This is a genomic window from Janthinobacterium sp. GW821-FHT03C08 (assembly GCF_059420905.1).
This window is the reverse complement of record NZ_JBWKUP010000003.1, coordinates 360,011-379,304: the sequence shown is the minus strand read 5'-3', so window position 1 is coordinate 379,304 and position 19,294 is coordinate 360,011. Positions and strand designations below refer to the sequence as shown.

The window sequence follows — 19,294 nt, the reverse complement described above, 5'->3', positions numbered from 1 at the left end:
ACTGGCAGGAGTCAGACATGCTCAATCGACTACGCATCGGACCAAAATTACTGCTGGCGCCCGCCCTCGTGCTGCTGCTGCTGATACTCAGTTCCAGCGGCGCCTGGTATGGCATGGTGCGGCAAAATGCTTCGCTGGAAAACATGGTGCGGGTGCGCATCACGCACCTGAAGGCGGCTTCCGACGTGGCCGGTGACGCCAAGCATGTACACGGCAATATGTACCAGTTGCTGTCATGGACCAATGGCAGCTTCGCCAAGGCCCGTATCGATGCGCTGGAACAACAGATCAAGGCGCGCCACCTCGCCATCGGCAAGCAGCTGACGGCGCTGCGCAGCACGGCCACGGGCGCCGAGCGCAGCTTGCTCGATGCGGCCATCCAGGCCCTGTCCGGCTACCGCAACGCGGTGCTGGAAACCATGGAAATGGCGCAGATGGACCAGTCCATCGCCACCAATTCCATGCAAAAGGCGGAAACGCAGTTCGTCCAGCTCAGTACGCAGCTGGCGCAACTGTCGGCGCTGGAAACCACGCTCAGCAGCCAGGCGCACGCGACGGCCAGCGCGGAATTTCGCAGCCTGGGCTGGAGCATGCTGCTGACCGTGCTGCTCTCCATCCTCGTTTCCATCGTCGTGACCATGCTGGTGCGGCGTGCCATGCTGGGGGAAATCCGCGGCATCGCCGACGCCGTGCAAGACCTGGCGGCCGGCAAGCTGACGGCCGGCGCGCCCAAGCAGGGCAGCGACGAAATCGCCGACACGTCGCGCGTGCTGGACCAGACCATCGCCAACCTGAACCAGACCTTGCGCACCATCATGGATGCCGTGCAATCGATCGACACGGCCTCGCGCGAAATTGCCAGCGGCAACCTGGACCTGTCGGCGCGCACGGAAATGCAGGCCAGTTCGCTGGAAGAAACATCGAGCGCCATGGAAACGCTGACGGAAGCCGTCAACGACAATGCCAACAATGCCCAGCTGGCCTGCGACCTGGCCGCGCAAGCGTCCGGCCTGGCCGTGCAAGGGGGCGCGGCGATGCAGCAGGCGGTGGCGACAATGGCGACGATACGGGCCAATTCGCGCCAGATCGTGGAAATTATCGGCGTGATCGACGGCATTTCCTTCCAGACCAATATCCTCGCCCTGAACGCGGCGGTGGAGGCGGCGCGCGCGGGCGAGCAAGGCCGTGGCTTTGCCGTGGTCGCCTCCGAAGTGCGCACCCTGGCGCACCGCTCGGCGCAAGCGGCCAAGGAAATCAAGACCCTGATCGCCACGTCCGTCACCACCATCGATGGCGGCAGCGTGGCCGTGCAGAAGGCCGGCGACAGCATGGGTGCCATCGTTGCCTCGGTACAGCAAGTCAACGACATCATCCAGCGCGTGAAACAGGCCAGCGCCGAGCAGGCGTCGGGCATCACGGAAGTCAACCAGGCCGTCACGCAAATGGATGATGTCACGCAGCAAAATGCCGCCCTGGTGGAACAGGCGGCCGCGGCGGCGGCCAGCCTGCAGGACCAGGCCGTGACACTGTCGGCCGCCGTGGCCGTGTTTACCCTCGATAGCCAGGCGACATCGCCCACCGTCACTGGCGAGGAGCAGGCGTTCCAGGACCCGGCCAGTCTCGTGACAGGCGCGCATGCGGAACGCCGCGCACTGCACAGTCCGCTGCGCGGCGCCCCCCGCCATGGCGCCACCGCCGGCGCAGGCCGCACCCCGCACCGTCAGCGCGGCGCCTGATACCGGCCCGCGCCCTAGCCCGCAGGCACGCGCATGGGCTTGCTCAAATACGGCGACCCGGCCAGCACGAAGCGCCACGGCGTCTCCATCGCCCTGGAAATGCCGATGCGGGGCCCCGTTTGCACGATCACCTCCTCCTCGCGCGCCAGCAAGGTAAACGGCGGCGCATCGAGCGCCAGGCGGTTCTGCAGGTGGCTCACGCCCAGCGCCTGGCACACCTTGCCCGGCCCCGAGCACAGCAGCCGCAGCGCTTCGATCCCACGCCGTTCGCGCATGATATCGATGCCGGCCAGTGGCTCGATGGCGCGGATCAGCACGCCCGCGCCATGGCCCGGCTCGCGGCAGACAAAATTCAGGCACCAGTGGATGCCATACGAGCGGTACACATAGGCATGCGCGGGCGGGCCGAACATGGCCGCATTGCGCGGCGTCATGCCGCCATACGTGTGCGACGCCGGGTCCAGCCGGTCATACGCTTCCGTTTCCACGATGCGTCCGCCCACGCCATCGACCAGCACGGTCACGCCGATCAGCTGGCGCGCCACCGTGCTGGAATCGGCCGCGAAATCTATACCGGCGAGAATTTTTTTCATGTGGCAATTGTAGCGCCGCCCTGCCCCATGCACGCGCCCGACAGCCTTGAAAACAAATAAAGCTTACCTTTTCAACCATGGGAACCGCTGGAATGGGCGTCGCAAAACGGCGAAAAGCAGGCGCTAACGGGAGAAAAAGGGGGATTTTTTCATCAAACCATTGCTGAGATGAACTATTGCCATGCATAAACAGCGATAATCGTCCGGCACTGCGCTGCACGCCCCGCGGCGGCCGGCGGCAGCGCACGACAGAATATCCACCAGCAATGCAAAGACAACGATGATGAGAGCGGCAGCGCAAGCCCAGATAGTGCAGGAAGATCCGGTCGACGCCCTGATGCGTTCCATCCGTATCCCGCCGCGCCCCAGCCTGCTGGTCGACCTGCAGCGCGAGCTGGCCGAGGAGGACCCGTCGCCGCGCCGCATCGCGCGCATCATCGCCGACGACGTCGGCATGTCCGGTGCCTTGCTGAAGCTGGCCAATTCGCCCTTCTATGGCGCCGCGCGCAAAGCCAAGTCCGTCGAGCAGGGCATCAACTTTCTCGGCATCAACCAGTGCAGCGCCATGATGACGGGACTGCTGGCGCGCCAGGCGCTGGAAGCGGAAGGCGTGGAACTGACCAATTTCTGGGACGTGTCGGCCAAGCGCGCCCGCGCCGTCGTGTTTACCTCGCGCAAGCTGCGCATCGCCCCGCCCGACATCGCCCACACTTTCGGCCTGTTCTGCGATATCGGCGTGCCCCTGCTGATGAACCGCTTCCCCGACTACGTCAACACCTATGCGGCGGCGGCGAACGATGCGCACAACTGCTTTACTGCCCTGGAAGACGCGCGCCACCAGACCAACCACGCGGCCATCGGCTGTCTGCTGGCGCGCAACTGGGGCCTGTCCTCCGACGTCTCGTGGGCAATCTTGCACCACCACGACTACACGGTGCTGGCGGACCCGTCCACGGACGATGCCATCCGCTCGCTCGTCGCCCTGTCCCTGCTGGCCGAAAAGGGCATTCAGCGCTACCATGGCAACAGTACCTCGCTGGAGTGGGACAAGGGCGGCAGTCTTGCTTGTCAGCATCTCGGCCTGTCGGAAGAAGAGGCGGCCGACCTGCTCGACGAACTGCACGAGATGTTCGATACCGACCATTGATGTCCCAGGCTGTATGATCTGTCCCGGCGCCAGGCCCAGCCTTGGCGCCCGTTCCCGTTTGCCTGACCCGAATTACTTAACCTGTTGATCGCCATGCCCAAAAATAAGCGCCCTGTCCCCCGTAAATCCGCCAACACGCCTGAAGATAAGGATGAAGCCGTCACGCGCATGCTGTGCACGATGGCCCTGAACCTGGCGGAACAGGAAGACAGCGAATCGCAGGGCACGGTGCTGGCCGAGCAAGCCGTCGAGTTTGGCCGCATCATCCGCAAGGCCTTGAATCAAAAGAAGGATGAAATCCTGTACGACGCCATCGAGCGTTCCAAGTACGAAGACGTGGGCGCCTGGCAGTACCTGCGCAGCCATATCGAGGAAGCGGCCTCCATTTCCGTGATTCGCCGCGACAACGCGCCCGCCATGGAAATCAACGCCTTCGTCGTGCCCCTGCTGGTGCAAAGCACGGGCGGCCTGAAGGAGGAGGACAGCTTCCAGGACCAGGATGCGTTCGAAGCGCTGGTGCAGAGTTTCCAGCAAGCCGAACTGGAAAGCGCCAAGGCCAAGGTGGTCCTGATGAGCCATGCCTACGACCTCGATGAAATCGACCGCATCACCTACAGCCACCTGCATGAAATGGTGCGCGATGCCTACGCGTCGATGACGGACAAGAAGATCGTCGCCGCGCCGGGCCTGGAAAGCAGCATCGTGGGCTGGAGCGCAACGGCCTTCGGCGCGCAGGACACGGCCGTCGAGCTGCGCTTCCTGCTGGGCTTTGCCCTGAAACGCGTGGACGACCCGTTCTATGCGGAACCGCAGGATGAAGCGGCGCTCGACGCCTGGTTCGACGCCCGCATGGCGCGCTACCAGCAGTGGACGACGAAAGTGGGCGATCTGGTGAAACGCTGCCTGGCGCCGGCCGGCACGGCGCTGGAAGTGAGCTTCTTGTACCAGGACCTGTTCCACGGCGGCAAGGAACAAGGCATGAGCGAATACGCCATGCTGCAGATGATGTCGGGCATCAACCACGCCCTGGCGGAACACGAAGTGGATGCCGCCGACGCCGCCGTGGTCGTGGGTCCGGCCGACGAGCATGGTGAAATGTTGCTGCGTGTCAACGTCCATGCGGCGGGCGGCGCCCTGCTGCACAGCGCCGACAAGCCGCTGGACCTGGCCGCCGACCTGCAGGACGAAGTCGACGACATCTGCGACGCGCTGGCCACCATCGGCGTGACGCAACTATCGGTGGCGCTGCGCTTCGACGCCCAGGGGCAGCCGTTGGAAGTGCAGGCCTACACCCCGGCCGCCTGACTCACCGTTCCAGCTTGAACAGGCTGACCAGCTCCGACAGCTGATGCGCCTGTTCCTGCATGGCCTGGGCGGCAGCGGCAGCCTGCTCCACCAGGGCCGCGTTTTGCTGGGTCACGTCGTCCATGCTGATGATGGCCTGGTTGACCTGCGCGATGCCCTCGCTTTGCTCGTGCGTGGCCGTGCTGATGTCGTGCATGAAAGCCGTCACCTTGGCGATGCTGTCGACCACGTGCTGCATCGCGGCGCCCGCCTGGCCGGCCAGCTCGCCGCCCGCCTCCACCTGCGTCACCGACACGCCGATCAATTCCTTGATTTCCTTCGCCGCGCCGGCCGCGCGCTGCGCCAGGCTGCGCACCTCGCCCGCCACCACGGCGAAGCCGCGCCCCTGCTCGCCCGCGCGCGCCGCTTCCACGGCCGCGTTCAGGGCCAGGATATTCGTCTGGAAGGCAATCGCGTCGATGACGCCCGTGATGTCGGCGATCTGGTTTGACGACTGGCGGATGGCGCCCATGGTGTCGACCATGCGCGCCACCACGGCGCCGCCCTGGCACGCCAGCTGCGAGGCATCGCCCGCCAGCGCGCTGGCCTGCTGCGCATTGCCCGCATTCTGGCTGACGGTGCCCGTCAGTTCCTCCATCGAGGCCGCCGTCTGCTCGAGCGAGCTGGCTTGCGCTTCCGTGCGCGCCGACAGGTCCAGGTTGCCGTTGGCGATTTCCTGCGATGCCGTGGCGATGGCCGAGGCGTTGCCGCGGATCTGGCGCACGGTGCCGGCCAGGTCCTGCTGCATGCGGGCGATGCTGTGCAGCAGGCTGGCATTGTCGCCCGCCCGCAGGTCCACGGGGGCGGACAGGTCGCGCCCGGCGATGCGCCGCGTGACGTCGCCCGCGTAAGCCGGCTCGCCGCCCAGGGCGCCCAGCACGCTGCGGATCACCTGCCAGCCCAGCGCCGACATCACGGCCAGGGCGGCGAGGAAGAACCACAGGAACTGCATCGCCGCATGCCAGAAGGCATTCTCGATATCGTCATTGAAAAAACCCGTGCCTATCCACCAGCCCCAGGGCTGGAAGGCGATGATGCCATTGAGCTTGGCGACCAGCTGGCCTTCACGCTTGCTCTTGACCGTCACCAGGCCCACCTCGCTGCTGGCCAGCGCCTCGACGTAGGCCTGCGAATCGGGCCGGCCATCCATGGTTTCGCCCTCGGCGATCACGCCGATATTCTTCGGATTCGGGTGCACCAGGTTCAAGCCGTTCGGCAGGCGCGCCCAGTAATAGCTTTTGCCGTCATTATTGAGCTGCGTCAATGCCTCCTTGGCGGCCGCCTGCGCCTGCTCGCGCGTCAGCCGGCCCGCCAGTTCCTCGGCGTGGTAATGGGCGGCCAGGTGTTCGCCCATCTTGAGCATGTTGACGATCTGCGCCTCGCGGTCATGCCGCATGGCCTGGTACAGATTGCGCAGGCTGTAGGCGCCCAGCAGGGCCATGCCGAGCAGGGCGGCGCCAACCAGCAGAATCAGACGGTGAGAGACTTTCATGGGTATCCTTTGGAGCAATCAGTGTGCATGGCTGCGCGCCATCGGCCACGACAGACGTGGCTATCCTTGCCCGTCAGCCGGCAGCGGCCGGCGGGCAGGCGCGGGGGCGCGCAGGGACGCTAGCGTTTGGGTTTGACGGCGAGATGCGGCATGAAATATTCAGGCCGCAGTTTGCGGGTAATTTCCAGCACCGGCAGCACATGGTCGAGGTGGCTGCGCATGGCCGTGACGGCGTGCTGCGGATCGCCCGAGGCGACCGCTTCCACCACGTCACTGTGTTCGGCCATGACATCGCTCATGCGCCCTGCCAGGGGCAGGGTCAGCTGGCGATAGCGGTCCATCTGGGTCTTGGCCTGCAGGATCATGGGCCACACGCCGGGATAGCCGGACAATTCGGCGAGGGCGGCATGAAAGCTCTCGTCGGTGCGGTGAAACCCGCGGATGTCGTTCTGCGCGATGCATTCGGCCTGTGCCGCCAGGATGGCGCGCAGGCTGGCGATGCCTTCCGGCGTCGCCCTTTCCGTGGCCTTTTCGATGATGGCCGTCTCCAGGGCGCAGCGCACGAGCATGGCTTCTTCCAGCGAGTCGAGCGGGATGCGCGCGACAAAGGTGCCCACGCGCGGCAGCACTTCGATCAGGCCTTCCTCGGCCAGGCGCTGCACGGCTTCATGCACGGGCGTGCGGCTGGTGCCCAGTTCATCGGCCAGCTCCTTTTCCACGATGCGCGTCCCCGGCAGCATGCTCATGTCGACGATACGCTGGCGCAGCAATCCATACACGCGGCGCGCGGCGCTGACACCGGTTTCGCCATCGGCAGGAGGAAGAGAGGACGTCAGATTCATAGACTTATTTTAGCGAAACGGCAAAGTTAAACAGGAAAAACAGTGTAATCGATGATACAGGGTCTGCGATCATCCGGCAGGCATTTCCGTGCGCGCGATGATGGCGCCGCGCTGGCCGATCACGCAGGCGGCGAGGCGGTGCCCCGCGGCGGCGGCCATGGCTGGCGCTTGTCCCGCCAGCCGCGCCGCCACATAGGCTGCGCCGAACGAGTCGCCGGCCGCCGTGGTATCCACCACCTTGGCCACCGGCCGGGCCGCGACTTCCTCCACGACGCCGTGGAAACTGACGATGCAGGGCTGCGCACCGCGCTTGAGCACGATCTCGGGCACGCCCAGGGCGCCGGTGCGCGCCAGCACTTGCGCCACGTCCGCCGGGCCATACAAGGCGTCTTCGTCGTCCAGCGTCAGCAAGGCCAGCGACGACAGGCTCAGTACGCGATGGTAGACCGAGGCGGCCGCATCGGCGCTTTCCCACAGGCGCGGACGGTAGTTATTATCGAAGATGATCTGTCCCCCCTGCGCCTGGCACTGCGCCAGGGTCGCCAGCAGCAGTTCACGGTCGGCCGGCGACAGGATGGCCAGGCTGATGCCGGACAAATACACGTGGCGCGCGCCGGCCAGCTGCTGCAGGATGGCCGGCGCCTGCTGTCCGCGCAGCCAGTGGCGCGCGGCCGAATCGCTGCGCCAGTAATGGAAGCGGCGCTCGCCCCGCGCATCGGTCTCGATCAGGTACATGCCTGGCAGCTTGTCGGCCAGGCGCTGCACGCAGCGCGTGTCGATGCCCTCGTCCTGCCAGCTGGCGCACATCTCGTCGGACAGGCTGTCGCTGCCCAGCGCCGTCACGTATGCCACCGCGTGCCGGCCCGCGTCGAGCTGGCGCGCCATGTACACGGCCGCGTTCAGGGTGTCGCCGCCAAAGCGGTAGGCCATGGCCTGTTCCTGCTCCGCACGCTGCAATTCGATCATGCATTCGCCGATGACGAAAACGGTTTGTGGTGCTTGCATTGCGGTGTCCTCCCGATTTTTCATCGATTCAGAGCGGCGCCGCGCCGGCATCCCGAAAGATGGCCGGCGCGGCGCGTGCTACGTTTGTGCTACCCGGGCCTGCGTGGCAGGCTTACTTCTTGTCCCAGGTCGAACCGAACAGGTTCGACTGGCCGATGGCCGGGAAGTCGACAAAGGCCTTGCTGCAATCGACCACTTTTTCCACGTCGACCGCCTGCGTCGCCGTGCCGCTGACCGTCACGCGCTCGGCCGCATTGGCGAAGATCGGCAGGTTGGTGCCCTTGATCGTCAGGTTGGCATCCGACGAGGTCATCGTCGTGGCGTTCGGCGAATCCGTCACCACGTTGTTCAAGGTCATGACCAGCGGATACTGCGGATTGTCGAAGCCGCCCGTGTTGGCCTTGAAGCCCTGCAGCTTGATGGCCGTGTTGCCCAGAATACGCACGTTATCGAGGGTGATGTCGTGGAAGTTCGGGTACAGGGGACCTGCCGTTGGCAATGCCTTGGTGCTGTAGTAGGTGGTAAACAACAGCGCATTTTGCGCATCGCGGATGCAGATATTGCGGTAGTGGACGTTGCTCACTTCGCCGCCGCGCGCGTAGTCGGACTTGATGCGCAAGCCTTCTTCCGAATGCGTGAACGAGTTGTCATACACCTCGACGTTGGTCACGCCCGCATTCGTTTCGCTGCCGACGGAAATGCCATGGCCCCAGTAGATGTGGTTATGCGCGATGACGATGCCGTGCTTGCGGTCCGAGCGCACGTCGCGCTTGCCGTCGATGGCGAACAGGCCCGAGCCGGCCGGCGACGGATTGGCACTGCCTTTCAGGGCCACGTCATCGTCGCCCGTGCTGACGAAGTTGTACGCGAAGACGAAGTTCTTCAGGTAGCCGTCGAACGACACGGCGCCCGTCGACGTGGTCTTGCTGCCCGTGGCCAGCTTGCCGGAAATGGCCTTGCTTGCCGCGCCCGGATCGAAGGCGTCCGTGTTCTTGACGTTGTCCGCGTTCCAGGTTTCGCCGTTGTACAGCGGGTTGCCGTTGCCGGCCGGGTTGGCGAATGCCGCCAGGGTCGGCGTCTGCACCTTCACGCCCCACACCGTCAAGCCATCGACGCCACTCGGCACGACGTGGAAGTTGGCGCTGTTATTGAGCGAGATGCGGTACAGGGTCAGGTTTTTCGCGTAGTTGAAGACCATCATGCGGAAGTTCGACTGCGAGCCCGTGCCCGTCACGCCGTTCTGCACCATGTTGCCCAGGAAGGCCAGGTCCCACCAGCTCATGTTGCGCGCCGAGGATTTGGAATCGACGATGGTGCCGCCGTTATCGCACGACACGCCGTCGGCCGCCTGCTTGCCCGTGGCATACATGGCGTAGGTGTTCGAGCAGGTCATGTCGACCTTCATCAGCGGATACAGCTTGTTGGTGGTGACGATTTCCGCGTAGGCGCGGCTGTCGATGGAGCCATCGCCCATGACTGCCGAGTTGACCAGGTTGGAGCCGTTGATCAGCGCCGAGCAGTTGCCCGAGCTGCCAGCCTTGCTGGAGCTGACGGCCGTGTTGCCGCAGTACGGGCCGGCCGGATTCGGCGAGTAGGTGGTGACGTCGCGCGAGGCGTACAGGGTCACTCCCTTGTCGATCCACAGGGTCACGCCCGACGGCAGGGTCAACGGACCGCTGATGAAGCCATCGCCCACGCCGGAGCTGTTGACCACCAGGCGCACGGCAAACTTGCTGCCGCGGTATTCCGGCTTGGCCAGTTCCTCGCCCGACACGCCGGCGATATTCACGTTCTTGACGTTGGCGGTCTTTTGCGCGGCCGTGGCGGCGGCATCGGCGGCGGCGATCTTCGCGCCCACTTCGGCATCGACGGCGGCGCCGCAGGCGTCCAGCGCGGCCTGGATGCGGGCCTGGTCCGGATTGGCGGTGGCGGTGGTGACCACCGCGCCCACGCCCGGCTTCGACGGGTCGGCTTCCGGCGGCAGCGAGCCGTCCGGACGGCGCACCAGGTTGCTCGACGCTTCCAGCGTGGCGCATACCTGCGTGTCCTTCGGCAGGGTCGGTTCTGCCGGCAGGTCCGGGTCGAACGAGGTCGTGCCTACCTGGTAGACGCTACCCGGGTTATACGTGGTCGACGTGGCGCCGTCGGTGCTGCCACCGCCGCCGCAAGCGGCCAGCATGGCGGCCAAGGGCAATGCGACGCATGCCTGCGTCCAGCCTGAGTTGAGTTTTTTGCTACCTGACTTCATGAATGCATCTCCTGATATAAGCGCCGCTCTGAGGTGGCAACGCTGTATAAATAAGCCGCTCACGCGGTTCCGCTGGAACCGGTGGCCGGCGGTGTCCCGGCTTGCGCCGGACTACTTCAGAAACGGGCGATGAAGCCGAAACCGACGGCGCGCGGCGAATTGCCTGGCGCGAGGAAGGCATCGTCCTGGCCCGAGTTATTGCTGTGCAGCGGCGACTGGCCCAGGTTGACGTTTTGCTGCGACTTGTTGTTGATGCGCGTGAAGTACACGTAGGGCATGAACTGCTCGTCGATCTTGTAGGTCGCGCCCAGAGAAATCTGCGTCGCGCCGAAATCGTCCGGCTTGGCGAAGGTGGTGTTGTCCAGCTTGCCCAGCTTGCCGGCGGCCAGCATCACGGTCACGTCGTAGCCCACTTCCTGGCTCAAGGAGGCCATCACGGAGCGCTGTTTCATGCTGCCCGTGGTCAGCGAGGTGTAGATGTTGCCCGGGGTGGGCAGCGACTGCACCGCATAGCCATAGCTGCCCGACTCGAAACCGAGGCCGACCGAGGTCTTGGTGGGGAATTTGTACGTCGCCAGCACTTTGTAGAACGAGGTGTTCACGCCGCTGACGGTGGTGTTGCGCATGCCGAAGCCCTTCGACAGGTTTTCCACGTCCACGCCCGTGTTCTGCTGGCGGTCGTAGCCGGCGCCGATGGAAAACGCGCCGATGCTGTACTTGGCCGCCAGCGAGTAGCGCGCGCGGTCGTCGCCCGTCGTGCGCTGCTCGTCAAAGCCGTAGGAAGCGCCAGCCTGGAAGCCGCGCCATTCCGGCGACAGGTAGTGCGCCGAGTTCTTGTAGCGCGCTTCGCCGCGGCCGAACAGGCTGTCGGCGTTGCCGCTCAACTGGGCCGAGGTGTTGTTCCACACGTCGACGCCCTGCACCGTCAGGCCCAGGTTGCCGCCCAGGGCGCCGCCCGAGCCCACCAGGCTGCGGTAGACGGAGTCGTTATTGCCGACGATGAAGCGGCCGAAGCGCTTGCTCTCGATACCGACAAAGGTATTGCGCGATTCGATGGTGGCCGACTTGCCCTGGCCATTCACGCCGCCTTCGTCGAAGTTGTTCAGGCTGCCCTCGATCTGCCAGATGCCGCGGAAATCGTCGCGCAGGCCGATCGAACCGGCGAAGCCGATGCGCGAATTGCCGTCCGAAATGCGGCCACGGCTGGCGTACGGCGTGGCGCCGCCGACGGCTTTCACCGATTCGATCTCGCCGTTCAGGAAACCGTAGATACGGGTCTCGACGTGGCGGTTTTCCAGGATGCCTTCGGCCAGCGCGCCGCCCGACAGGGCGGCCAGGATCGCCGCCGCCAGGACCCGGCGGGTGCAACGGTTGTTCTGTGGTGTCATGTGCTTCTCCTCTTCTCGCGCCTTCATTGGCGCATATGTATAAACATCAAAAAAACGGCTCCCCGCCGCACCGCGTGGTGCAGGAAAACGGCGGGGAAAATTCAGGGGTGGTCGTCAGGTACTGAAGGCAGGCTTGGCCAGCGGTACGCCGGGCGCCATCTTTTCGCGGATCAGCAGGCAGACGACGGCGGCGGCTACCAGGTCGAACACGGCCAGCAGCATGAACAGTGGGCTGTAGCCGACCAGCGTCACCAGCACGCCGAACACCAGCGTGAAGATGGTGGCGCCCAGGTAGCCGGACATGCCGGCCAGGCCCGTGGCCGTGGCCACTTCATTCTTGCCGAAGACATCGGAAGTGATCGAATACAGCGCGCCGGACAGCGTCTGGTGGGCAAAGCCGCCCACGCACAGCAGGGCGATGGCCGCGTACGGGCTGGCCACCAGGCCGATGCAGGCCGGGCCGATCATGCACACGGCGCCGACGACGACGACCAGCTTGCGCGAGGTGAACAGCGACACCTTCCAGTACTTGTGAAACCACGGGCTCAGGTAGCCGCCCAGCACGCAGCCGATGTCGGCGGCGAGGAACGGCAGCCAGGCGAACATGGCGATTTCCTTGATGTTCATGTTGCGCTCGGTGGCCATGTACAGGGGAATCCAGGCATTGAAGGTTTGCCAGGCCGGCTCGGACAGGAAGCGCGGGATGGCGATGGCCCAGAAATTGCGGCTGCGGACGATCTGGTGCCAGCGCGCCTTGAGCGCCTTGTCGCTGTGGTGGGTCGCTTCCTGGCCTTCCAGGATGAAGTCGCGCTCCTTGTCCGACAGCAGTTTCTGGTCGCGCGGATGCTTGTAGAAGGCCAGCCACAAGCCCGTCCAGACGATGCCGATGGCGCCGACGATGACGAAGGACATCTGCCAGCTGCCGTGCAGGATGGTCCACACCACCAGCGGCGGCGCGCACAGGGCGCCGATCGAGGAGCCGATGTTGAACCAGCCGATGGCGATCGAACGCTCCTTGGCGGGAAACCACTCGGTGGTCGCCTTCACGCCGGCGGGAATGCCGGCCGCCTCGGTCAGGCCCAGCATGCCGCGGAACAGCGCCATGCTTTGCCACCCCGTCGCCATGGCCGCGCAGGCGCAGGCCACGGACCAGGCCAGGGCGAAGACGGCAAAACCGATCTTGGTGCCGATGGCATCGATGACGTAGCCGGCGATGGGCTGCATCAGCGCGTAGCACACCTGCCACGCCACCACGATGTACGAGTACTGCTGCGTGGTGATATTGAGCTCGCTCATCATCGTGGGCGCTGCCACCGACAAGGTATTGCGCGCCAGGTAATTCACGATCAGTCCAGCCGTCACCAGGCCGACCATCCACCAGCGCATGCCGCGTATTTTAGTCATGTTGTCTCCCTCTATCCATCCAAGGCGGCGCAGCTGCGCCGCCACTTTTTGGGCCGTTCAGCCTTCCTGGGGAAGTGCCTTCGGCCTCGGTTCTTATGGGTGCTGCGGTAGTGCTGTGTTGCGGTCCGGCTGTCCTACACGGCCTGCAAGGCGCCGCGCATGCCCTGCGAGGCGATGTCCTGCAAGGCCGTGGCCACGGCGTGCGCCAGGCCTGGCACCGCGTTCAAGTCGCGGCCCCACACTCTTTCCTGCGCCAGCCAGCCCTGCGCCAGTTGCGGCACGCTCAGGTGGCCGGCATCGACATCTGCCCAGGCCTGGCTGAACCACGCCAGGGTGGCGGGATCGTCGGCCAGGGCGATGACGTCGCCGCGGTACAAACGCATGGTGGCGGCCAGCGCCAGCACCAGGCGTTGCGGCAGGCGGCCATGCAGTTCCACGTAGCGCAGCAGCTGGGGCGCGATGCGGGCGGCGAACTTGCTCCAGCTATTCAGCGCGATGGACGCCAGGCGGTGCTGGATATAAGGGTTGCGGAAGCGCAGCAGCACATCGCGCGCGAACTGCTGCAATGCGTCCTGCGGCAGGGGCAGCGCGGGAATGATTTCCTGCGCCAGGGTGTCGGCCAGGTAGCCGCCCACCTGCGGGTCGTTGACCGCCGCGCCCACCGTCTCGAGTCCGGCCAGCAAGGCGACCGGCACGAGCGCCGTATGGCCGCCGTTGAGGATGCCCACCTTGCGCTTCTTGTAGGGCGTGATGTCGTCGACCAGCACGATATTCAAGTCCGCACCCGCCAGTTTCAGTTCATCGGCCAGCGATGCCGGGCCTTCGATGACGAACAGATAATAGTATTCGGCGGCCACGAGGAACTGGTCGCGGTAGCCGAGCTGCTCCTCGATGGCGGCGGCGTCTTCCTGCGGATAGCCGGTGACGATGCGATCGACCAGGGTCGAGCAAAAGACGCAGGCATTGCCGATCCAGTCGGCAAAACCCGCCTCGAGCTGCCACAGGCGGGCAAAGTGCAGCACGGCCGCCTTCAGGGCCGGGCCATTCTGTTCGATCAGCTCGCACGGCAGCAGCACGACGCCTTTCGTGCGGTCGCCCTCGAAATACGCGTAGCGGTCGAACAGCAGGCGCGCCAGCTTGGCGGGAAAGCTCGACGGCGGCGCGTCGTCGAAAGCATCGCTGTCGTTGGTGACGATGCCCGCTTCCGTGGTGTTCGAGACGATGAAGCGCAGCTCCGGCAGGCTGGCCAGCGCCAGGTAGTCGCCATACATGGTGGCCGGATCGATTTCGCGCTGCACGCAGGAGATGGTGCGGCAGGTGCTGACGGCCTGGCCGTCTTCGTCGAGGCCGCGCACGACGGTGGTAAACAGGCCGTCCTGCACGTCGAGCAGGGGTGTAGCGCTGCCGCCGCGCGGACGCACCACCACCACGCCCGCGTTCAGGCCCGTGCGTTCGTTGAGCAGGTCGACCTGCCAGTCAAAAAAGCCGCGCATGAAATTGCCCTGGCCGAATTGCAGGATCTTGATCGGCAGGTCGAACGGCGCGCTGCGGCGCAATGCTTGCATGGGGATGTCGTTCACAGTGAAATGTCGCGTTTCCAGAAGATGAAGTCATATTGCTGCAGGCGGTCCGCCTTGGCCTGGTACTGGCCGCCGGCGGTGGCCACCACCATGTCGAACAGGCCGTTGGCCACTTCCGGCAGGGGCGTGCCGTCGATCACGGGGCCGCAGTCGTAGTCGATCAGGTCCGACAGCTTTTTCGCCACCCGCGTGTTGCTGGAGATTTTCAGCACCGGCACGATGGGGTTGCCCGTCGGCGTGCCCAGGCCCGTGGAAAACAGCACCACGTTGGCGCCGGAAGCCACGATGCCCGTCACCGACTCGACGTCGCCGCCCGGCGTGCACAGCAGCGACAGGCCCGGTTTCGGACTCTGCTCGCCGTAATCGAGCACGGAAACGATGGGCGAGGTGCCGCCCTTCTTCGCCGCGCCGGCCGATTTCATGGCGTCCGTGATCAAGCCGTCGCGGATGTTGCCGGGGCTGGGATTGTCGGCGAAATGCGTGCCCACGGCTTCGGCGCGCGCCTCGAAATCGCGCATCAGGCCCAGGAAGCGGCGCTTGTCGTCGTCGTTTTCGCAGCGTTCGATCAGGTTCGCCTCGACGCCGCACAATTCCGGGAATTCGGCCAGGATGGACGAGCCGCCCACGGCCACCACCATGTCCGACACCAGGCCCATGGCCGGGTTGGCGGAGATGCCGGAAAAGCCGTCCGAGCCGCCGCACTTGACGCCAATTTTGAGGTGCGACAGCGGCACCGGCTGGCGCCGCACCTTGTTCGCTTCCTTCAGCTGCGCCAGGGTATCCGTCAGCACGGCCTTCATCATGGCCTCTTCGCTGTCCCATTTCTGCTGTTCATAGATCAGGCAGGGCTTGTCGAAGTGCGGGTTCTGTTTCGCCAGCGCGTCCTGGAACATGGCGATCTGCGCGTTCTGGCAGCCGAGGCTGAAGACGGTGATGCCGGCCACGTTCGGGTGGTCGGCGTAGGCGGAGAGGATCTTGCACAGCGAGCGCGCATCGGCGCGCGTGCCGCCGCAGCCGCCGTTGTGCGTGATGATGCGCACGCCGTCCAGGTTCGGGAACGGGCGCACGACGGGCTTCGGCGCTTCCATGTCCTCGCCCAGCAGGGAAAGGGTAAACGACGCCAGGTCGTTGCGCGTGTAGCCCAGCGGCGCCTCGAGCGCGTTGCGCAGGTGCTCGACGTTGCGGTTTTCGCAGAAGACGAGGGGGAAGATCAGCCAGTAATTGGCCGTGCCCACGCGGCCGTCGGCGCGCACCACGCCGGGGAAGGTGGCGCCATCGAGACGCGCCACGTCGGGCGGCGTCCAGCTGTACGGCGCTTGCGGCGCGAGTTCCACTTCGGCCGCGTAATGGTGCAGGTTTTCCGTGGTGACGGCTTCGCCGCGGCGGATGGCCAGCGTGGCCTTGCCGACTGGCACGCCGTACAGGCGCAGGATGTCGCCGGCCGCGAAGGCGCGGCGCGCCAGCTTGTGCTTGGTCTTCACGGCACTGCTGATGAGGATGGACTCACCCTCCCAGTTCACCACCTCGCCGGCGGCCAGATCGGACAAGGCGACCAGCATGTCGTCTTCTGGATGGATACACAACACTTTTTGCATGACTAATTCCTGGCGGCGGCTAAGGGCTTACAGCTGAAAATACTTCTGCGCGTTTTCGTAGCAGATGCCGCGCACGATGGTGGCCAGCGCCTCGAAATCGTTCGGGTATTCCCCGCCGTGCACCCATTCGCCGATCTGGCGGCACACCAGGCGGCGGAAGTAGTCGTGGCGCGGGTAGGACGCGAAGCTGCGCGAATCGGTCACCATGCCGACGAACACGCCCAGCACGCTGTGGTTGCCGAAGCCCACCAGCTGCTGCAGGTTGCCTTCCTTGTGGTCGTTGAACCACCAGGCCGGGCCGAATTGCAGCTTGCCGGCCACCGTGCCGTCCTGGAAGTTGCCCACCATGGTAGACAGCACTTCGTTCATGTTCGGATTCAGGCAGAACAGCATGGTCTTCGGCAGGCGGTCGTCCAGGTCGAGCGCGTTGAGCAAGGAGGCCAGGCCGGCGCTGCAGCTCATGTCCGAGATCGAGTCGTAGCCCGTGTCAGGGCCCAGCAAGCCGCGCATGCGGTCGTTGTTGTTGCGCTGCGCGCCGATGTGCAGGCACATGGTCCAGCCGTAGTTCGCATACACGCGGCCAATCGCTTCGAGCAGGCCGCGCAGGTACAGGCCGTTTTCCACGTCGGTCAGCAAGGTGCCTTGCAGGCGCTTGGCGAACAGCGCTTCGAGTTCCTCGGCGCTGGCCGCCTGCACGGGCAGGGTCACGTCGACGGCGTGGTCGGAGATGCGCGCACCGCGCGAATGGAAGAATTCCACGCGCACGGCCAGCGCGGCGATCAGCGAGGCAAACGAGGTGACGGGAACATCGGCCACGGCGCTCAGGCGCTGCAGGTACTCGGGGAAGCGCGGCTGGTTGATGCGCATGGCCTTGTCCGGACGGTAGGCGGGCAGCACGCGCGTCTTCAGGCCGGAGGCGGCGATTTCCGCGTGCTGCAGCAGGTCGTCGGCAGGATCGTCGGTGGTGCAGGCGATTTCCACGCCCGCCTGTTCCAACAGAGACCAGGTGTCCATGGTGGCCAGCATGGCATTGGCCTGTTCCCAGATGGCGTCCGCATTCGCTTCGTTGATCAGCAGGTCGATATTGAAGATGCGGCGCAGTTCCAGGTGGCTCCAGTGGTGGATCGGATTGCCGATGGCCAGTGGCAGCACCTTGCAGAAGGCGCGGAATTTTTCCTGGTCCGAGCGCTCGCCCGTGATGAATTCCTCGGCCACGCCGGCCGTGCGCATCAAGCGCCATTTGTAGTGGTCGCCAGCCAGCCACAGCTCGGCGATGTTGCGGAAGGTCTTGCGGCTGGCGATCTCGCCCTGCTGCAAATGCGAATGGTAATCGATGATCGGCAGGTCGGCCGCCACTTCATGGTACAGCTTGCGGGCCGTCTCGGTGGTGAGAAGAAAATCCTGATTCATGAACTCGGTCATCGTAGCCATCTCCTTGCTGCGCGCGACTGGCATCGCACTGTGTTTTTGTGGTGGCACCAAACTGGCGCATTCTGATATATCAGGATATTAAATGTAATATATCAGTAAAGGCAAGCGCAAAAAGCAAGTGGGGGTGGTCGATGGGCGTGGAAACAACAGACCGAGCAAAGGAGGCACCTTCTTCCCGGCATCGCCGTTGACCTGAAGAAGGAGGCCAGCGTCGCTCAAGCTGATGCCGCTGAATCTGTCAAGCCGGGCGAAGTACAATGGAAAATCCCTGGAACGCTTGCACAGCAATCGCAGATGGAAAATGGCTACGGTGCGCCTGCCGGCTCCCCCTGCAACAGGGAACCGGGCGGCGCACGGACACATTGGAAGTTGTCGATACTGAGCAACGATAGCGACCTCGCACAGTCGTGCTCCCGCCACATTGCCATCAGAACGCGTGCCCGTGCATCCACTGAAACGCGCCGTTTTACCTCTTGTGCAGACCTTATCCGCCATTACTCGCGCAACAGCTGGCAGAGCCGCAATTTTTCAGAATCGGGCAGAGTGTCGGCAGGAATGCTCGGCGGCGGCTGAACGAAGCGATAGCGTATCGCATGCCCGGCGCTTTCCGGGCCAGGTGCACCGCCGTGGCGCCATTAGCGGCGATAGTGGCCAGATCGGGCAAGTGAGAAAGCAGTGCGAGCAGGTGATTGTCATTGCAGTGGCGCAGGCTACCCTGTGATGTGCTTCTACAACCACATCCCACCATCCACGATGCCGCGCCCACACGGCATGGTGGCGTGCGGCAGGACGAGCGGCAGCACCTCCGCACCCGCCGATTCCAACATCAACAAGCCGAAGCGCTTGATATCTTGGCCAATGTGACACCGGCGCAATAGACGCGGAGTTTTTCCATCAAGCGCACGGCTCGCTCGGCATGGACTGGCTCGCTTGCAGTAAAACTCTTTTATGTAATCACTGGCTGATCAAATTAGCCTACCGAGTTTGCCTCAGCACTTCCTGCACGCTCACGGCACGCGTCTTGTCGCTGAGCAGCTCCGGGTTCTGCACGCAGACTATGGGAGCCTGCTTGCCTGGAATGACATAATCGGCAATCTCACGAGGACCGCTGGGTACGATAATGGGAATATAAGTGGCGCCCACCGTGCGCATAAATCGGCTTACGTCGCTGTCCTCACGGCGCACTGCCTTTTCATCGATGAGAATGCGCTCGCCGACATAGCGCATTTCCACGAAGTACTTTTCATGCATGCTGGAGCACAATTGTGCCGCCCTGGTTTTCCAGCCATTTTCCACCCACGCCAAATCCGTTTTACGGCTGCCGAAAACAGCCACATACCAGGACTTTTCCGCCAACGGAATTTCCTGATAACCGGTATCGCCGGCAAATGGACCAAAAAGTATTGCGGCAGACGCGTCCGCCGCACAGGCCCCCTGGACTGCGCCGCCCATCAGTGCCAAGAAAAGAACGGTGATATTGAGTTTCATC

The 19,294-nt window shown here is 64.5% G+C and carries 14 protein-coding genes; 3 read left to right on the top strand and 11 right to left on the bottom strand.

What is annotated here, in order from left to right; all coding sequences use genetic code 11:
- The first annotated feature begins 17 nt into the window (after positions 1–17).
- Positions 18–1,736: a methyl-accepting chemotaxis protein gene (locus AC07VL_RS06180; RefSeq protein WP_494805055.1), complete on the top strand. Its 1,719-nt coding sequence runs from the start codon at positions 18–20 to the stop codon at positions 1,734–1,736.
- A 14-nt stretch (positions 1,737–1,750) separates the two neighbouring features.
- On the opposite strand, the gene AC07VL_RS06175 is transcribed toward AC07VL_RS06180, so the two are convergent.
- Positions 1,751–2,329 (bottom strand): DNA-3-methyladenine glycosylase, encoded by a 579-nt coding sequence (locus AC07VL_RS06175; protein ID WP_494805054.1) that lies wholly within the window; start codon positions 2,327–2,329, stop codon positions 1,751–1,753.
- Positions 2,330–2,609: 280 nt separating this feature from the next.
- Between AC07VL_RS06175 and AC07VL_RS06170 the strand changes: the two genes are divergently transcribed.
- The gene (locus AC07VL_RS06170; protein ID WP_494805053.1) at positions 2,610–3,476 is read left to right on the top strand and encodes an HDOD domain-containing protein; all 867 of its coding nucleotides are present in this window, start codon (positions 2,610–2,612) and stop codon (positions 3,474–3,476) included.
- A gap of 93 nt (positions 3,477–3,569) precedes the next feature.
- Positions 3,570–4,781 carry a hypothetical protein gene (locus AC07VL_RS06165; RefSeq protein ID WP_494805052.1) on the top strand — a complete coding sequence of 404 codons (1,212 nt, stop codon included), beginning with the start codon at positions 3,570–3,572 and terminating at the stop codon, positions 4,779–4,781.
- Position 4,782: 1 nt separating this feature from the next.
- Here AC07VL_RS06165 and AC07VL_RS06160 read toward each other — a convergent pair whose 3' ends face one another.
- The 10 genes from AC07VL_RS06160 to AC07VL_RS06115 all read right to left on the bottom strand — a co-directional run bounded on the left by AC07VL_RS06160 (position 4,783) and on the right by AC07VL_RS06115 (position 19,293).
- Positions 4,783–6,312, bottom strand: coding sequence for a methyl-accepting chemotaxis protein (locus AC07VL_RS06160; protein WP_494805051.1), 1,530 nt, complete (start codon positions 6,310–6,312; stop codon positions 4,783–4,785).
- A 119-nt stretch (positions 6,313–6,431) separates the two neighbouring features.
- Positions 6,432–7,154, bottom strand: coding sequence for a GntR family transcriptional regulator (locus AC07VL_RS06155; RefSeq protein ID WP_494805050.1), 723 nt, complete (start codon positions 7,152–7,154; stop codon positions 6,432–6,434).
- Between the two features lie 69 nt (positions 7,155–7,223).
- The gene (gene kdgK, locus AC07VL_RS06150) at positions 7,224–8,159 is read right to left on the bottom strand and encodes a 2-dehydro-3-deoxygluconokinase (protein WP_494805049.1); all 936 of its coding nucleotides are present in this window, start codon (positions 8,157–8,159) and stop codon (positions 7,224–7,226) included.
- 112 nt (positions 8,160–8,271) lie between these two features.
- A complete protein-coding gene (locus AC07VL_RS06145; RefSeq protein WP_494805048.1) occupies positions 8,272–10,407 on the bottom strand; it encodes a glycoside hydrolase family 28 protein in 2,136 nt (711 codons plus the stop codon).
- 116 nt (positions 10,408–10,523) lie between these two features.
- Complete coding sequence (locus tag AC07VL_RS06140) at positions 10,524–11,795, bottom strand: porin (protein ID WP_494805047.1); 1,272 nt, start codon at positions 11,793–11,795, stop codon at positions 10,524–10,526.
- Between the two features lie 114 nt (positions 11,796–11,909).
- On the bottom strand, positions 11,910–13,199 hold the full coding sequence (locus AC07VL_RS06135; RefSeq protein WP_494805046.1) for an MFS transporter: 1,290 nt from the start codon (positions 13,197–13,199) through the stop codon (positions 11,910–11,912).
- 134 nt (positions 13,200–13,333) lie between these two features.
- Positions 13,334–14,764: a tagaturonate reductase gene (locus tag AC07VL_RS06130; protein WP_494805045.1), complete on the bottom strand. Its 1,431-nt coding sequence runs from the start codon at positions 14,762–14,764 to the stop codon at positions 13,334–13,336.
- 11 nt (positions 14,765–14,775) lie between these two features.
- Positions 14,776–16,374, bottom strand: coding sequence for a UxaA family hydrolase (locus AC07VL_RS06125; RefSeq protein ID WP_494805044.1), 1,599 nt, complete (start codon positions 16,372–16,374; stop codon positions 14,776–14,778).
- A 27-nt stretch (positions 16,375–16,401) separates the two neighbouring features.
- On the bottom strand, positions 16,402–17,796 hold the full coding sequence (gene uxaC, locus AC07VL_RS06120) for a glucuronate isomerase (RefSeq protein ID WP_131373509.1): 1,395 nt from the start codon (positions 17,794–17,796) through the stop codon (positions 16,402–16,404).
- A gap of 984 nt (positions 17,797–18,780) precedes the next feature.
- Positions 18,781–19,293 (bottom strand): hypothetical protein, encoded by a 513-nt coding sequence (locus tag AC07VL_RS06115; RefSeq protein WP_494805043.1) that lies wholly within the window; start codon positions 19,291–19,293, stop codon positions 18,781–18,783.
- Position 19,294 lies beyond the last annotated feature (1 nt).

Bases quoted from the DNA above. Each gene is read 5' to 3' on its own strand.
- AC07VL_RS06180 (WP_494805055.1), top strand. From the start codon at position 18: ATGCTCAATCGACTACGCATCGGACCAAAATTACTGCTGGCGCCCGCC.
- AC07VL_RS06175 (WP_494805054.1), bottom strand. From the start codon at position 2,329: ATGAAAAAAATTCTCGCCGGTATAGATTTCGCGGCCGATTCCAGCACG.
- AC07VL_RS06170 (WP_494805053.1), top strand. From the start codon at position 2,610: ATGATGAGAGCGGCAGCGCAAGCCCAGATAGTGCAGGAAGATCCGGTC.
- AC07VL_RS06165 (WP_494805052.1), top strand. From the start codon at position 3,570: ATGCCCAAAAATAAGCGCCCTGTCCCCCGTAAATCCGCCAACACGCCT.
- AC07VL_RS06160 (WP_494805051.1), bottom strand. From the start codon at position 6,312: ATGAAAGTCTCTCACCGTCTGATTCTGCTGGTTGGCGCCGCCCTGCTC.
- AC07VL_RS06155 (WP_494805050.1), bottom strand. From the start codon at position 7,154: ATGAATCTGACGTCCTCTCTTCCTCCTGCCGATGGCGAAACCGGTGTC.
- kdgK (WP_494805049.1), bottom strand. From the start codon at position 8,159: ATGCAAGCACCACAAACCGTTTTCGTCATCGGCGAATGCATGATCGAA.
- AC07VL_RS06145 (WP_494805048.1), bottom strand. From the start codon at position 10,407: ATGAAGTCAGGTAGCAAAAAACTCAACTCAGGCTGGACGCAGGCATGC.
- AC07VL_RS06140 (WP_494805047.1), bottom strand. From the start codon at position 11,795: ATGACACCACAGAACAACCGTTGCACCCGCCGGGTCCTGGCGGCGGCG.
- AC07VL_RS06135 (WP_494805046.1), bottom strand. From the start codon at position 13,199: ATGACTAAAATACGCGGCATGCGCTGGTGGATGGTCGGCCTGGTGACG.
- AC07VL_RS06130 (WP_494805045.1), bottom strand. From the start codon at position 14,764: ATGCAAGCATTGCGCCGCAGCGCGCCGTTCGACCTGCCGATCAAGATC.
- AC07VL_RS06125 (WP_494805044.1), bottom strand. From the start codon at position 16,374: ATGCAAAAAGTGTTGTGTATCCATCCAGAAGACGACATGCTGGTCGCC.
- uxaC (WP_131373509.1), bottom strand. From the start codon at position 17,796: ATGACCGAGTTCATGAATCAGGATTTTCTTCTCACCACCGAGACGGCC.
- AC07VL_RS06115 (WP_494805043.1), bottom strand. From the start codon at position 19,293: ATGAAACTCAATATCACCGTTCTTTTCTTGGCACTGATGGGCGGCGCA.